General features: G+C 44.2%; 12 protein-coding genes. 1 reads left to right on the forward strand and 11 read right to left on the reverse strand.

Translation table 11 applies throughout. The annotated features are described in order from the left end of the window. The coding region (locus ACYVD4_RS11920; RefSeq protein ID WP_460945776.1) for a hypothetical protein at window positions 1-248 on the reverse strand (248 nt) is incomplete at its 3' end. 330 nt (window positions 249-578) lie between these two features. Between ACYVD4_RS11920 and ACYVD4_RS11925 the strand changes: the two genes are divergently transcribed. After that, window positions 579-2,186, forward strand: coding sequence for a hypothetical protein (locus ACYVD4_RS11925; RefSeq protein WP_460945778.1), 1,608 nt, complete (start codon window positions 579-581; stop codon window positions 2,184-2,186). A 316-nt stretch (window positions 2,187-2,502) separates the two neighbouring features. Here ACYVD4_RS11925 and ACYVD4_RS11930 read toward each other — a convergent pair whose 3' ends face one another. From ACYVD4_RS11930 to ACYVD4_RS11975, 10 genes are all read right to left on the reverse strand, one after another. Then, window positions 2,503-3,162: a hypothetical protein gene (locus tag ACYVD4_RS11930; RefSeq protein WP_460945781.1), complete on the reverse strand. Its 660-nt coding sequence runs from the start codon at window positions 3,160-3,162 to the stop codon at window positions 2,503-2,505. Between the two features lie 37 nt (window positions 3,163-3,199). After that, window positions 3,200-3,988, reverse strand: coding sequence for an ISL3 family transposase (locus tag ACYVD4_RS11935; protein WP_460945783.1), 789 nt, complete (start codon window positions 3,986-3,988; stop codon window positions 3,200-3,202). A gap of 209 nt (window positions 3,989-4,197) precedes the next feature. After that, window positions 4,198-4,890: a hypothetical protein gene (locus ACYVD4_RS11940; protein WP_460945785.1), complete on the reverse strand. Its 693-nt coding sequence runs from the start codon at window positions 4,888-4,890 to the stop codon at window positions 4,198-4,200. A 12-nt stretch (window positions 4,891-4,902) separates the two neighbouring features. Further along, on the reverse strand, window positions 4,903-7,623 hold the full coding sequence (locus ACYVD4_RS11945) for a VWD domain-containing protein (protein ID WP_460945787.1): 2,721 nt from the start codon (window positions 7,621-7,623) through the stop codon (window positions 4,903-4,905). 17 nt (window positions 7,624-7,640) lie between these two features. Next, window positions 7,641-8,144 carry a hypothetical protein gene (locus ACYVD4_RS11950; RefSeq protein ID WP_460945789.1) on the reverse strand — a complete coding sequence of 168 codons (504 nt, stop codon included), beginning with the start codon at window positions 8,142-8,144 and terminating at the stop codon, window positions 7,641-7,643. 15 nt (window positions 8,145-8,159) lie between these two features. Then, entirely contained in the window at window positions 8,160-8,675 is a 516-nt protein-coding gene (locus ACYVD4_RS11955; protein ID WP_460945791.1) for a DUF3575 domain-containing protein, read from the reverse strand. Window positions 8,676-8,728: 53 nt separating this feature from the next. Further along, entirely contained in the window at window positions 8,729-9,769 is a 1,041-nt protein-coding gene (locus ACYVD4_RS11960) for a TolB family protein (protein ID WP_460945793.1), read from the reverse strand. Window positions 9,770-10,030: 261 nt separating this feature from the next. Continuing rightward, window positions 10,031-12,016, reverse strand: a complete 1,986-nt coding sequence (locus tag ACYVD4_RS11965; protein ID WP_460945795.1) for a caspase family protein — start codon at window positions 12,014-12,016, stop codon at window positions 10,031-10,033. A 6-nt stretch (window positions 12,017-12,022) separates the two neighbouring features. Next, window positions 12,023-12,757: a hypothetical protein gene (locus ACYVD4_RS11970; RefSeq protein ID WP_460945797.1), complete on the reverse strand. Its 735-nt coding sequence runs from the start codon at window positions 12,755-12,757 to the stop codon at window positions 12,023-12,025. A 9-nt stretch (window positions 12,758-12,766) separates the two neighbouring features. Next, complete coding sequence (locus tag ACYVD4_RS11975; protein ID WP_460945799.1) at window positions 12,767-13,783, reverse strand: RNA polymerase sigma factor; 1,017 nt, start codon at window positions 13,781-13,783, stop codon at window positions 12,767-12,769. Between the last annotated feature and the right edge of the window lie 113 nt (window positions 13,784-13,896).

The raw sequence follows: 13,896 nt of genomic DNA on the forward strand, positions 1-13,896 counted from the left end.
CCTTGAGCCAGCAGGGTGCCGTTGATCTGCAGACTGGCATTGTAAGCGGGTGCCTCAATGGTCACTCCGGGGGCAATAATAAGTGTCTGTCCACTTGGAACAGTTACGGCTCCATTGAGTAAATAAGGACTGTTAGCCTTTGTTAGCGTGCCAGAAATAGTACCGCTTATAGCAGTTTGGGAGTAACTATTATTAAAGAAAAATACTGCTAAAACAAGAGTGAGACCTAGCGTATATATTTTATTCATATTATTTTCATTTGTGAGAGAACAACTCTCGGTTGATTATACCAAAACATGAGAGATGGAAACTACTACATCGTGTGGTGGTGGATGATAGTAAAAGTTGTCGTGAAGTATTTTCATTGTACCCCTTGGCGATTTAGGATGCTTTAAGACCGTTTTGGTTAGTACAAAATTCTTATTGAACGCAAGCAACGGCAATATGGTATTTGGCAAAAGGAGGAAAATTTTGTTGCTGTATATTGCTGTATATTGCTGTATATTGCTATTTTGTCCTGTTCACTGTTAGAATATTCTAATAGCCTGCTTTACTGATAAATTACTACCAATTGTTCCATGCCTTCTATAACGCATTTTACTGAACGCTTAAAATTGCATAGAATTCATCCATTTATAAGACGTAATTGGAACGTCTTAAAAAACCATCTCTCTGAAGATAACTACAAAACGGAGCAGTTTTCTCATGCTATTTTTTGCGAGCTGATTGGTAAAAAGAATGACCAATGGGCAAAACTTTTACTTCGTCCTAAGGATGGGGAAATATCTATAGATAAATTTTCTGAACTTAAAAAAAAGAATTCGGTAGAAATTTCTACTAATGATATCTTCACTGAAGATTGGGCCGGCAAATCTGATAAGTATACGGATATTTCTGATAAGCTAATAAGTTTATTTGGTAATATATTTGAATGGAATCCGGATACTATTAGCTGGCAATTCAAAAAGTTAAAAGAAATAGCCGGTGATAATTCTGCTACGCATAGACTTCTCAATAACCTGCTGCAACCAAATTTAGTAGACGGATTCGCGGGTTCGTACTGGTATATGTACAAGCGTCACCAAAAGGGGGGGGCGCAACGAATGATATTAACTGTAAGTGATTCTGTAAACGAAGAAGGTTTTTATACGGTCAAAATTCTGACTCGATATAATCCTGATGAAGAAGTATATGAAGCAGATACAATATATAAGGGTATTGCATTAACCGATAAAAAGGGTAGAACTATTTTTATACTCGAAGACCGGGATGAACAATATGCACACATGATTCTGTTTACACAGAAAGTTGCTAGCATTAGCAAACGTGAAATTTGCGTAGGGCATTTTACATTTTTTTCGAAAACTCCACATGTAAAGAAATACTTAACTAAATCCATAATAATGCTTGCTGCCCCCAAACAGGCACTAGAAGTTAAACATGTCACATCTTCAACTGAGGATCTAATAATTGGAGAAGATTTGGTCTTACGTTATCTAAGGGATAAGCAGTTGAATAGATTAACTTCAATTGATGATCACATATATTATCTAAGGGGCTTCCAACAATGGCTTGAAAAGTATTCATTGACTCCATCTGCTGAAAAAGAGGAGAAGGAGTCAATATACTCGTATTTAGGTGACTATCATGTTTTTTACGTAAAGAAACATCCTAAAGGAGATAGCACTGAGAATCGGATGGAGTTTTTTCAAGACAAATTGAACTTGAGTCTTTATGCTGAGACAAAAACTCTAAATGGAACTTATGAGCATTTGCAAAGTTTAGAAACTGGTTTTATACATGAACGGACTAAAATTCATTCTGATTACAAAGGATCGTTTAATGTTTGGTCAAATTATTTATTTGGGCAGTTATTATCTAATGAGGGAGGGCCACTTTTCTTGACTATGCTTATACGGGAGAGGGGGCTTATAAAAACAACAGAACGTTTTATTGGTACTCTTGTTGGGGAGCGAGATTCAGGAGTGGTTACTGTGGCTTATACTTGTGTAGTTGTTCCATTCTCAATTTTGGAAGGTTTAAACGATGGAATCAAGCAAAAAAAAATCGAAAAAATTAAAGATTACCTGGAAGGAGAAGCGAGAAAAGGATGGGGCGTGATCGACCCTCCGAGGCATAATGTTAATTCATTCTCTATCGACGACTTAAGAAGTGATGATAACTAATGCAGGTTCTGATTAATCCAAACTACTGTCGATTATAGGATTGACCTCCTCCCAGTAAACTGGCTCTTACGCACTTTGTGTGGTTCAGCACCGATAGAGTACCCGTTGCCGCAACAAGTCTAGCTTGGCTCGCCCGTACATCTGGCGCTTGATTAGTTTAACTCTAGTCACTTGACCCTCGGTTTGCCCGTTACTCCATTCAGTGGCTAAGGCAGCTTGAACGTCGGTGTCTTAACCCCCTGAATGGCTGGACAAAATTGCAAAAACAGTTTAGTCCTTTTACATTCAGAAATCATGAGCAAAATTAGGCGAAGTTTTACCCCCGATGACCGCTACTCCATCGTTCAGGAAGCCATTCGCGATGGCCATGTCGAACCATTGCGGCAAACTCCTTAGCTAGTTTGTAGACTTGGTTAATAACGGTGTTCTGACAGACATGGATTAGAAGTTGTCGATCAATCTCCTCTAACTGAGAGACTGGGCGAACCATCAGCCAGGCAAGTTGTTGGGTAGAGGGTAATTCAATGGGTGGTTTGGGCGGATTAATAAGCGGCTGATTCGCTAATAGCTTGTCTGCAAATGCCTGGCCTTCAGTCACTGGTGGGTCCTCCGCACGGCGTCGACTGAGCCATTTAGTGGGTTGACTATCCGAGCCGGGGTAGCCTTGCTCACAAAGCTCTCGCCATAACTGTTGGGCATTATGACACCCCGCTTGATAGCGCTGCTCTAAATAAGCCAGGTAAGGGGTTAACATACTGCGGCCTGTGGGACGACGAATTCGCTCCGGGAATGATTCAGCGTAGGTATACCGTCGCACTGTAGTCCGATTCAGGTTCAACTCTCGGCTAATCTGGCGAACGGACCAACTAGCCTGGAGCAACTGTTGTACTTTATGGTAATATTCCAATCGCCTTTCCCGGCTATTATGACGAGTTTCCAGTTCATTTTGTGAATAATCGCGCAGAGTGTAAGCCAATCTCTTAGTAGACTGACCTAATGGCTCCGCTTCTGACTTAAGTAGATTCCGCAGTCGTTGGTAGCTGTTTGTCAGTATCCGTTCTAAGACTTTCGGACCGCCGAAGCGGCTCAAGATTTTGTAATAAGTGCCACCGATCGGCAACCTGTTGAGCCTGTAGCGCACCTTCCCGCGCACCCCGCGCATATTCTCCTGAACGATCCCTTGTTATCACTTCTACGCCAGGATGGCCCCTCAGCCAATCTCGTAGGCCTTCGGCAGTACGACCTTCAAGTAAATCAATAGGTTGATGCCGATCCAGATCAACTAAAATCGTACCATACGTCTTGGCTTTTCGTATCGCCCAGTCGTCGACTCCCAAAGCCTGAGGTATCTGAGTGACAATCGGTTGCCATTTGCGGATGAGCCGTAACAACGTATCATGGCTAGTCGACATATGTAGTTGAGTCAACAATCGGCTACCCGCTTTGCCACCCAACATCATGTCTACACTACATTGAGCATGAGCTAATCGGCTGGTTCGACGGGCATAAACAGGTAGCCAATCCGGGCAAGGCTGACGAAAAGTTCGCTTAGGACAAGCTGGATTCAAACAGCGAAATCGTCTCAATCGTAATCTCAACTGGACTGGTTTATTGCTGATTGGTAAATCCGTAGGCTGACGAAAAGAAAATCCATGCAGTCGTTTGGATAGTTGCTGGCAAACAGGGCAGTTAGCCTGCTTGTTGGTTGAGAAGGCTGTCAGGCTATAGTCTTCTTGAAAGGGTCGGTATTCAATGATTTGGCAATTGGGCAAGTAAACAAGAAACGGAAGTTCAGTACTCATTTAGACCGAACAACTAATCAGTCACACAAAGTGCGTAAGAGCCAGTAAATGGGGTACCTCATATTTGGGAGGAGCTTAATTTAATCATGGTGATGAGAGCTACTGATCAGAAAGCCAAAATACTTGACAAAATAACCTTTAAGCAGTACTAGTAAATTTATCTATTTCAACTTTTAAATTACTGGCATCAAGGCCTTAACTCTTAGTGTTCATCTTTTCTCCCATCCAATACTAATCTCAATGCCAATGAAATGAAACGGCCCATCTAAATTTTGAAGCATCTGGTTCGGTGTGAACTGGTAGTGAATACCAATGTCGGTAAGTAGTCGTTTTGTTCGAAATTCATAACCAATTACACCGCCAATCGCCGGCCGAAACACCTGTAGTTTTTTATCGCTGCTTTTACCAGGATATGTATCTGAAAAAGAATGAGAGATTTCAATAATCTGCCCACCACCCACAGGCTGTATAAATAGCTGATGGTAGGGGTAAACCCGAACAGTTGCCATTAGAGCCAACTGACGCATCTGTTGTTGGCTGCTGAACTTTATTGTACTATTTTCAAAAAAACGGCGTTGTACCTGCCATTGGGCATAGTTCACTCTCAAGCCCACAGCGAGCCAGCGAACTAATGCCCATTGTACCTGTGCTCCTCCGCCTACACCCCAGTCCATTCCTACACCTCTTTCTGTATCAGCCCAATCACCCGATAAGGGAGCTAAAGCCCTGTTCAGGTTTCCATAAAATAGCAAATTCCATCGGCCAGGAGTTAGCGGTTTATTGATCATTGAAACATTCGAATCAAATTGACTTCCAGAATGATCGCTGGCTGACGTCGTTTGGGCTCTGACAGAAGTTACAAGTTCTATACCTAATAACCCGATAATTAGTATCCATTTCATGACATCCTAAGTCTATAAGGTTTTGTACTGCCAGTTAAAGAGCTTAACGATAGAAGGAGAGCCCTGATTAATCTGAAACTCGATATAACCAACACCGCTATTGACATCAATCTGGTCGGCAATTGATTCATTGTTCACAACCGAATAGGAGGGAGTAACAAGATTATCAAGAAACATATCTACTTGCCACCTACCGTTGGCTAATGGGTATTCTGTTATTCGAACCTTGTGGGTTCTACCATCGACAAAATTGGCTATATGGCTCTCTGCCAATGTGCTCGATGAGCCACCAGCGGTTAGCTGGTAGAAAGCTGTGTAATGCCCATTCATGTATCCGAAACAAAAACCAACTCGCTGTTGGCTACCACTTCTGGTTTTAGTATCTGTTGGCCACAGGGCTAAATAGAAGCAGGAAGACGGATCTAATTCAGCGGTAGAGAAATTAAATTCAGTAGAAAAACCCCGACGAATATTAACCCCCTGCCGCATCACTATCCGCGAAAATCCATTGGAACGTGTGTCTAAAACGGCGGCTCGATTCTCGGTAGTGGCTCCATAATACTCCAACTGAACATCAGATGTGGAGAATTCACCCACTGAAAAAGCATTTAAGGCCGAAGTCGTTAGCTGGAAATCCAGCGCGCGATTAGCAAACGTTGAATTGTTCGTCATCGCTACATCTACAATACAATTGCTGAGTGCCAGCGGATCTGTCACTCCAGCCGCCCTGCAGACTGCTTCTGCCGATGCGCGTTGCTGAGCCGTTAGGGTTACGGCTGTCCGGGGAAAACTACGATCTGTATACGTTTCTGTATTTTTTCCAGTTTCGTAGACGAACAGCGACTCTGCCTGCCTAATCCGCCAGCTATCTGCATACGCCGGGTAGAGCCCGATAAATGTATTTTGAACAGGCGAACCATTATCTCCTCGTACAAGATCATTAGCGGCTGCCCCGTCATAATTGCCAAATAGCCCTTTTATCCGACCCGTTCGGTTAGTAGAAAGTACAAGATCATAATCCAGCGTTGACCCAAACAATCGAATGTCTATTTGGTCTCCTAATGCCGTCCGTACACTCAAATGATTGGGTTCTATAATGAGTTTTCCGCCATTCGCCAGGGCTCGTTCTCCTGAAACAGCACCTATGTTCTGCCCATTAAGATAAACCCGGTCAGGATAAACGCACACAACCTCGCTACCACTTCCAGTACGGATTGCCAAACCCGTATTCAACGACACTTGAGTGGAGTTCGTTTGGGGTTCCTGCCGTACCTGAATCTCAAAATTGTCGCCAGGTGTTGTGGAGCGCACAGCCACAAATTCGCCAACTGCCTGAAAGCTATAGCCTTTTCTGTCAAAAGTGCTTAAATGCGGATCGCCTGTGCTGACTGCCACAGCCGCTGACTCCGTATTGTTGGAAATCGGCATAGTATTGTTACTACACCAGTCGCTCTTTATTTTTTTATAGCTAACCCCAAACGTGACAGAACCTTGTACATTTTTTTCCTTGTCAATTTCCGGAGCATCCTTTGTGAACATATTGAGCCGTGCAAACAGATCGGTTTTGATACCTCCGCTCAATTTAATCTCCAACTGGTCTTTTTCGTCGGGTTTAGTCGATGTGCTACAGACAGCGTCGAGCCTTCCAAATATTTCTCCGCCCACGCCAAACGTAAAGCCATCCCAATCGTAAAAAGAAAACTCTAGTTCGGGCCGTAAACCAGTCTGAATAAAGCCCCCTGCTTTGAGCGTAACATCGGGCTTATTGGCGAGCGTTTCGCCCTCTTTGGGGTCTTGTTCTTTGATTAAGTTAGTTTTAAATTTCCCATCAGGTCCTTTATCCCAGCTGATGCCATATGTAAACGAATCGCTAATGTTCACCAAGTTGGCCTCAAACCCTCCCTCGATACCGGCAGACAGGACTAAATTTCCCACAAAGTCGGGAGTTAGAATAATGGGTACTGGTAACGGTACCCCAAAAGGGGTAGGAACCCAGAGAATAACCCGGATGGGTGCTAACGATACACGAATGAGTTCGAAGGGTTTAGGAGGAATAGTCAATCCGACGGTTCCGCTGACTCCTATCTGTACATTGCGACTAAATACTGCTTTAGCAGCAGCGTGTTCAAGTGAGCCTTTAGCGACGGTAACCTCAATCCGAAGTTTACCTTGGGGGCGCAGGGCTCCCTTCATTGTAATAGACGCTCCTGCAACACCCAGTTCTCCTGATAGCGTTCGGTCCAAGCTGAAGGTCTGAGCAATACCGCCCTCTATCGCAAAACTGGCCCGTTCAAAAACTTCGTCATATGGAGCATTTTCAACGGTAAATGTAATTTCAGTTGCTGACTCGACTTTGTCGGTAACTTTCTTTAAAAATCCTCTGGGGGCCTTCTCTGAAACGTCGGATGCAATAAAGTCTCCGGGCACAATGGTGTTAGCGCCTAGCAAACTCGCGACTCTAGCGTTTCGCAGGGAGGCTGACTTTTTCAGCACTAATTGCTTGCTCGTAAACGAAATGATATTGTCAGTCGTTGTACTGTCGATGACAAACAGCTTCCCTTTTAACTCAACAGGCCCATCAACCTGAATGGTACCCTGAGCAGGCGGCTGATATTGAGTTGGATGAATAGTCTCCAGTTGATAATCCAGCGTTCGGCGGCAGGAAGAAGGAAGCAGGCAGCCAGTTAAAAGGAATAATAGCGTAATTGAGCGGAATAAAGTAGTTTTCAGCATGTTAATACAGGTTATAGCTACCGCAAATCAATCCGGAACTTCCCATCCGTCACTTCCAGCTTTTGGCCAGTGTCCGTCTGGCCAGTGAATGAAAATGTTCCCTCGGCGTACCCTTTTGTGTCAAACCGACTTAAGGTAAATGTACCTTTCCCGTTCGTGGGCATTTTGTATTCCTGAATTTTGGGGTTGGCAATTGTCCCTTTTAAACTGGCAACAGAAGCCTTTAGGCTATTTTTGGGAGCCGTAAACGTTCCTACCTTGGGGTTGTTCAGTTCAAGCTGAATGGAGTACCCGTCATAATCGTTAATAGAGGCTACTCCCCATAAATAAAAATAGTCGTCGTCACCCAGTGAGGAAGCACTTCCTGAATACTCCGTTCCATTAATCTTGAAAGAAAGCCGCTCATCGGTAGCGGATGGTATCACTTCCTCATCCGAAGAAGCACAGCCCGAAAAACATAGCCAAAATCCTAATAGCGCAATGACCGTCGTTTTTTTTAGTATTGGATGTGTAGTTCTCATAGTTATAACCAATTATTATTTACCCAGTACCAGACCTAAACGTAGTCCCCCGAGGGGCGTAACACCACCTCCGAAGATCCCCGAATCTGTTTCATTGACACCCAGTGAAAATCCAGCTCCTAATCCTAAGCATGGTTCAATACTGACACGATTGTGAATAATAAATTGATAACCGGTTATGCCGCCCAGCATCACAACGCCTACTCCGGAAGATTCTCCCAGAAAGTCATTGAATCGCACGTACCAGAGTAAGGCTGTGGGCGCTACCCAAAATCCATAGGGGGCAGGCTTGTTTTGGCCCGTATAGAATCGATACTCTCCTTTTATTCCAAAGGCGGTAATATCAGCCTGGGCAATTGGGAAGAGACTGGCTCCGACATATACAGATTTTTTAGGGGTGAGAACCCGTTCATAACCGACATTGAGCAGTGGTGAGTATTTCACAATCTGGGTAATCTCCTGGCCATATGAGCTTTTACCAGCCAGGCACAACAAACCAAACAGAGCTACTGAAATCAGATGATTTTTCATGGCAAAAAGAAAATGGTATGAATAGAAGCTTGATGAAGGAAACCAAATCCGAGTTAACGAGTAGTCACCGTTCCGGTTGTGCTTGAAGAAAGACGAGGGCGGGCTTTCCAGATACTGTAGTTTTTAGCGGCATCGCACGCGAAATACAACATGCCATCCTGGCCCCAGGCGGGGTCGGCTTCGTCGGTTTCTCCCTGTGTAATCTGCTTCACGTCCGTGCCATTGCTACGCATGACATATACATGGTGACGGGATAGCTTAGGATTCTCTCGGTTGCTAACGAAAGCGATGAATTGACCGTCGACGGAGAAGGCAGCATCTTTGTTGTTGTAATCGCCTGTGGTTAGCTGCGATTTCTGACCCGTTTTTAAATCCAGTGTAAAAATCTGTGAGTGTTTTTCAACCACAAAGTTGTATACCAGCTTGTTCGGATCAGTTGGATGGAAAATAGGTTTGTAGCCTTCGGTAATTACCGTGAAGTTTCCGCCTTTCTGATCCATAGAACAGATCATGCGATTATCACCAATCAGTGTGGTAAAGACAATTTTAGTCCCATCACGTGAAATAACTGGTTGAGAGTCATCGTCACCGAGAGCCCCCTGAGAAACGTAGTTGATTCCCACTCCATCGGGCGAACTGTAGGCAATTACAGGCTTTACAGGTAATACGTATGTAAATAGAATATTGCCATTGGGCATTTGGGTAGCATCAGCTGCATTGTCTTTCAAGGGATTAGTAGTTGGGCTACCTATTTCCTTGCGAACAATTTTAGTTTTTTTGTTCGTTTTGATATCAGGCGTGTAACCAGAAAGATCGCCATCCAGCGCTTTCATGAGGGCACCAAACCCACCGCCACCGGTCCGGGTTGTAGTTGTTTCAATAACATTATAAAACAAATAGCGACCATCCGAGCTGACACGTGGATAAAACTCATCCGAGGGTTCGCTGGTCTCACGAGTAAGATTCTCGGCGTTACCCGTGGTGCCGGGGGCCGTGATCACTTTAACTGTTGGTTGCGCTTTAGGCGAGCAACCCTGAAGATAGATACTAACCGATAATACGGTTAACAAGAGAAATAGTACGGATTTACGCATAATAGTTTTGACGTAAAAGGATGAAAATTACTTGGGTAGAACATCAGAAATCTGGCTTCAAAAGGTTACTGCCTGCTGAGCCGGTAAATGTGACAGGCACAGGCATTTTTTTCTGATCTTTTGAATTTCCTGACTCTTTCCTCAGCTATTTGTCCCTGTATCGAAGAAGGTATCCAGAATGTCAGGTGGCTAACAAAAAAATATCAGAAAGCCCATCCTGATCTGAATGGGTTTTCTGATACGTGCTGAACAGGCAGATAATTACCGGAGGGGCGGGGTAATCTGAAACGTAATGGTCGTGGTAGCCCCTTCACTCAGCGGTATTTTTCGAGGGGATTCGCCACGATAAGTACTGTTGAATAGTTGAATTACCGGATTATCAGAATCCGTCACCATATCTCCTCCGCTTCGAACAGTAGTTTCCACAGGCAATGGGCTAGGCGTAGCAATCAATTTATAGACTTCGGTTCCATAGGGAGGGTAAAAGCGAAACAAAATCGGTTCGCTACGTTGACCAGTGCGAATACGGATACCTTTCTCCTGACCGGTACTCGACGCGTCGGGAAGCAGGACTGCTAAACGACCATCAGGTGATATATCGATCAGCGTAATAAAGATATCTTGTTTGCCCTCGTTAAAAACAGTCAACTGCCCCTGAACGTTGGTGGGAAACCGGGGGAACGTTCCTGTCAGTAGCCGTTTGACCGTATCAACAACAAACTGACCGGTAGGATCTGTAAGGACGGGCAACAATTCAGCTTGGATGGCATATTGGTCGTTATTGAGCGTTAATCCCCGTAGCAATTTAGCTTGCCCATAGTTCAGAATTCGATGTAGGCAGAATGCAGCAATATCTGGTGAGTCCAATGGTATGGAATCGAAGTGTTGATACGTATCCGTCATCCGCAGCAAAACGAAGTTATTTCGCTGGTCGATCTGTATATCTGAGCCTTTGTTTTGAATACGTATCGCTTGCTTTGCGGTTAATGTTTCGGTTAACGATTGATGTAATGCTGTTGAAAGGCGGGGCGAAAAAGACACTTTAATTTGCCAATTGCCAAATGCTTTTTCTTTTTCAATGACCCGTATGCTGTCCAGGTTTCCCTGAACGACCCCACTGTCGATTGCGACAACTGAATGGGTCAGCGATGATTCAACAACCCGGCCGATGGCCATAGGTGCCCCACCACGGTTCTGCTCCGAGCTATAAAAAGCCATACTGGCGCGTTCGAAAATGGCCGATGCATACCCGCCTGTCACTTCAACCAACCGTTGACTGATTTTAGATACATCCGTTAAACGGAGGCCGGTTTTTCGATCAATAAAATTGCCTCCAAACACAGCTACGTCAGCGTCACCTTCCAGGGTAGGATTCTGGGTGGTTGATTGTTCGGCAATGAACGTAGCTATTTTATTAAAAAGCTTTCGATACGAATCATTGCTCTTCAACTGACGAACGGCCCGGCTGAATGCATACGTAAGAGCCCCAATGGGTTTCCCTAGTTCATCCTTTGCATTCGCGTTTAATTCATTTTTTTCAGATGCAGTTATCAGCACAAACCGCCCAGCACGGGTTGATGAAGTTCCACCTCGCTCCAGATAATCTGAATAGTCGGTGGTGTTTGTACCGGTAGCTGTAAGTGTTTTGTGATAGGGTAGCCGGATTGGTGGTTCCCCTCCCCGGACACTTAGTTCCCCTCTCGAAATATCGCCCGAATAACAGGTGTCCATTAACAATAATAAATGCCCTCCTGGTCCGATCCGTTGTCGTATATCCCGAATCCACATTCCGATAAGATCGTCCCGAATGTGTTTTTCGCCGAGGTACTTGGGGGCTATTTTCAAACTTACTGGTGCATCAAAAGGCACAAAGCATTCATCCCATGCATCATCTTTTTCGTCACCATTGTTGTCTGAAATCTGCTGACCATGCCCGGCAAAATGGACAATAACGAGGTCGCCTGTTGCTAACTCATCAATAAATTGCCGAAATTTCTCATTGATGCCTTTATAAGTCGCAGCTCCATTGGTAATAGTTTGAATAGAGTTTGGCTGATTGAACCCCTGCTCACTTAAAATCTGCCTCATCAAGCCCAGATCCCGATCTACTGGCAGATTACCCCATCCTAAGCCGGCGGTAGCGTAGTTAGCAATGCCAATCAATAATGCTTTTTTGCGAGGTGCCGCCTGACTGTCCACTCCCATTGTCAGCCACATCACCCAGGCAATCAATCCTGTAAATTTCATTACATTTTATGGATTTAAGCGTTCTAACACCCGTTGGGCAGTTCTGGCAAATGGATGATTGTCTGAAGTAATTATCTGATTTAATAGTCGACGGGCCTCATTGGGCTGATTGTTACGTAGGTAAGCCAGACTCAGATACCAATTTCGTTTTTGAGAAAGGAGCTTATCGTTAAGCTGGCCCATTTGTTCAAATAAAGCAATGGCCGCTTCGGGCTCGCCCAGTGCTAACTGAATAAGTCCTTTCTCGTAACGTACACAGGGCGTCGAAGCATCTGAACGTTGATTTATTTTTTGAAGGGCCTGCTCATACTGTTCCTTCTGATATAGCTGAATTATATCAGTTATTGCTTCACAATTTGCTTCGGCTCCTCTGAAGCCATTATCAGGGCGATAGTACGTATCGAACGCCTGACGGGCTGGACTGAAATAGGTCCGGTACAAACCTGCTCCGATGATCAGTAAAAGCGCTATGGAAGCGGCTAATGAACCGATAAATTGTGGAGTTTGCCACAACGGTCGAACAATAGGTAAGGGCTTCTGTTCCGTCACATTTTGTACCTGGCGCATTCGCTCTAATGCAGCCATATGGCGCAGACCGGTTACTGTTTGTTTATACCTGGCTACTTTTTCCTGCAGGGCAGTATCCGATTGAAGCCGCGCTTCAAACGCTACCCGACGGGCATTGGGTAGTAGGCCTTGTATATAAGCAAGTATATCGCGGGTTTCTTTATCATTAGCCATAGTTCAATACTAATCAAAATGTTTACGTACTAACTGACTTAACGTATCAAGACAATTCCGATGAATGGTACGTACATGACCATGAGAAAGCTTAAGAATCTGTGCCACCTCACTAAGTTTCTTCTCTTCTAACCAATGTAGCCGGATTATCGATGCACACGGTTCTCCCAACTGACTGAGCGCTTTTTCCAGCGCTTTACTGTCAATAATCTGTTCAATTAATGTTGGAGTGGACCGGGTAAAGGTTTCGACCACTTTAAAAATGGCCAGTCGATGGCGCTTATTTTTTCTCAACTCATCGAGCCATCTTCGCCGGGCAATGGTTTGAAAGAAACTACTCATCAGTGCCTTTTTCAGGTACCATTGATAACCTGAAGGATGGAAGGGGCCATATTCAATCTTTGTTGTAAGTTTAGCTAAGGTATTATCCCAGAGTGCTTCGGCATCATCAGCTTCGCCACTGTTTGCGAGCACATGATGTTCGAGGGGACCATAGGTAATGTTCCAAAAAGTTGCTAGGGTTGTTGGATATGTATTCTCTCTCAATAGGCGAATCGACTGTACTAGTTCGGTTAATTTGAGATCAGTATGATATCGGTGCAATTTCTGGGTTACCTCATAGTCCATTTGAAAGCCCGTTCGGTCTTCGGCTTCGACGAATGCACTGTCTATACTATGGAGCCGGTCATCAACTTGTTCAAAATAAAAGGATTCATATCGGCGTTCAATTGCCTTCAATCGAGTGATTAGGTTGGCAAGATCATTAGCTTCTATTAGCACCATTAATTCATTTTCTTCATCTTCTTCCAGTAAATTACCATAATCTTCGAACAATAGATCGGGCCATTCTTTTGGTAGGGTTTTCCCCTGTTCGAGCAGTTCAGCGTAAGCCGTTGCTTTTTTGTTGATAAATACTAACGAATCGAAAGCTACCCCCGAAACAAAAACCTGATAAAATTGCCTATCCTGCTGAACATCATTTTTGCGGGGCGATAATAAAGAGAAGTCAAATTGAAAATAGGCCATACAGGTGTTATTGAACCAGCTGTTACGAATAAAATATAATCAGATGAAATTATAAATAATTTGACTCATATTTATTATGTTGGTTGAGTCACAAAGACCGATTCGGTAGGCAG

The sequence above is a fragment of the Spirosoma daeguense genome (genome assembly GCF_054776875.1).

Excerpts from the sequence above, each read along its gene's own strand:
- ACYVD4_RS11940 (WP_460945785.1), bottom strand. The coding sequence starts at position 4,890 with ATGAAATGGATACTAATTATCGGGTTATTAGGTATAGAACTTGTAACT.
- ACYVD4_RS11955 (WP_460945791.1), bottom strand. The coding sequence starts at position 8,675 with ATGAAAAATCATCTGATTTCAGTAGCTCTGTTTGGTTTGTTGTGCCTG.
- ACYVD4_RS11935 (WP_460945783.1), bottom strand. The coding sequence starts at position 3,988 with ATGAGTACTGAACTTCCGTTTCTTGTTTACTTGCCCAATTGCCAAATC.
- ACYVD4_RS11970 (WP_460945797.1), bottom strand. The coding sequence starts at position 12,757 with ATGGCTAATGATAAAGAAACCCGCGATATACTTGCTTATATACAAGGC.
- ACYVD4_RS11960 (WP_460945793.1), bottom strand. The coding sequence starts at position 9,769 with ATGCGTAAATCCGTACTATTTCTCTTGTTAACCGTATTATCGGTTAGT.
- ACYVD4_RS11975 (WP_460945799.1), bottom strand. The coding sequence starts at position 13,783 with ATGGCCTATTTTCAATTTGACTTCTCTTTATTATCGCCCCGCAAAAAT.
- ACYVD4_RS11950 (WP_460945789.1), bottom strand. The coding sequence starts at position 8,144 with ATGAGAACTACACATCCAATACTAAAAAAAACGACGGTCATTGCGCTA.
- ACYVD4_RS11965 (WP_460945795.1), bottom strand. The coding sequence starts at position 12,016 with ATGAAATTTACAGGATTGATTGCCTGGGTGATGTGGCTGACAATGGGA.
- ACYVD4_RS11925 (WP_460945778.1), top strand. The coding sequence starts at position 579 with ATGCCTTCTATAACGCATTTTACTGAACGCTTAAAATTGCATAGAATT.
- ACYVD4_RS11945 (WP_460945787.1), bottom strand. The coding sequence starts at position 7,623 with ATGCTGAAAACTACTTTATTCCGCTCAATTACGCTATTATTCCTTTTA.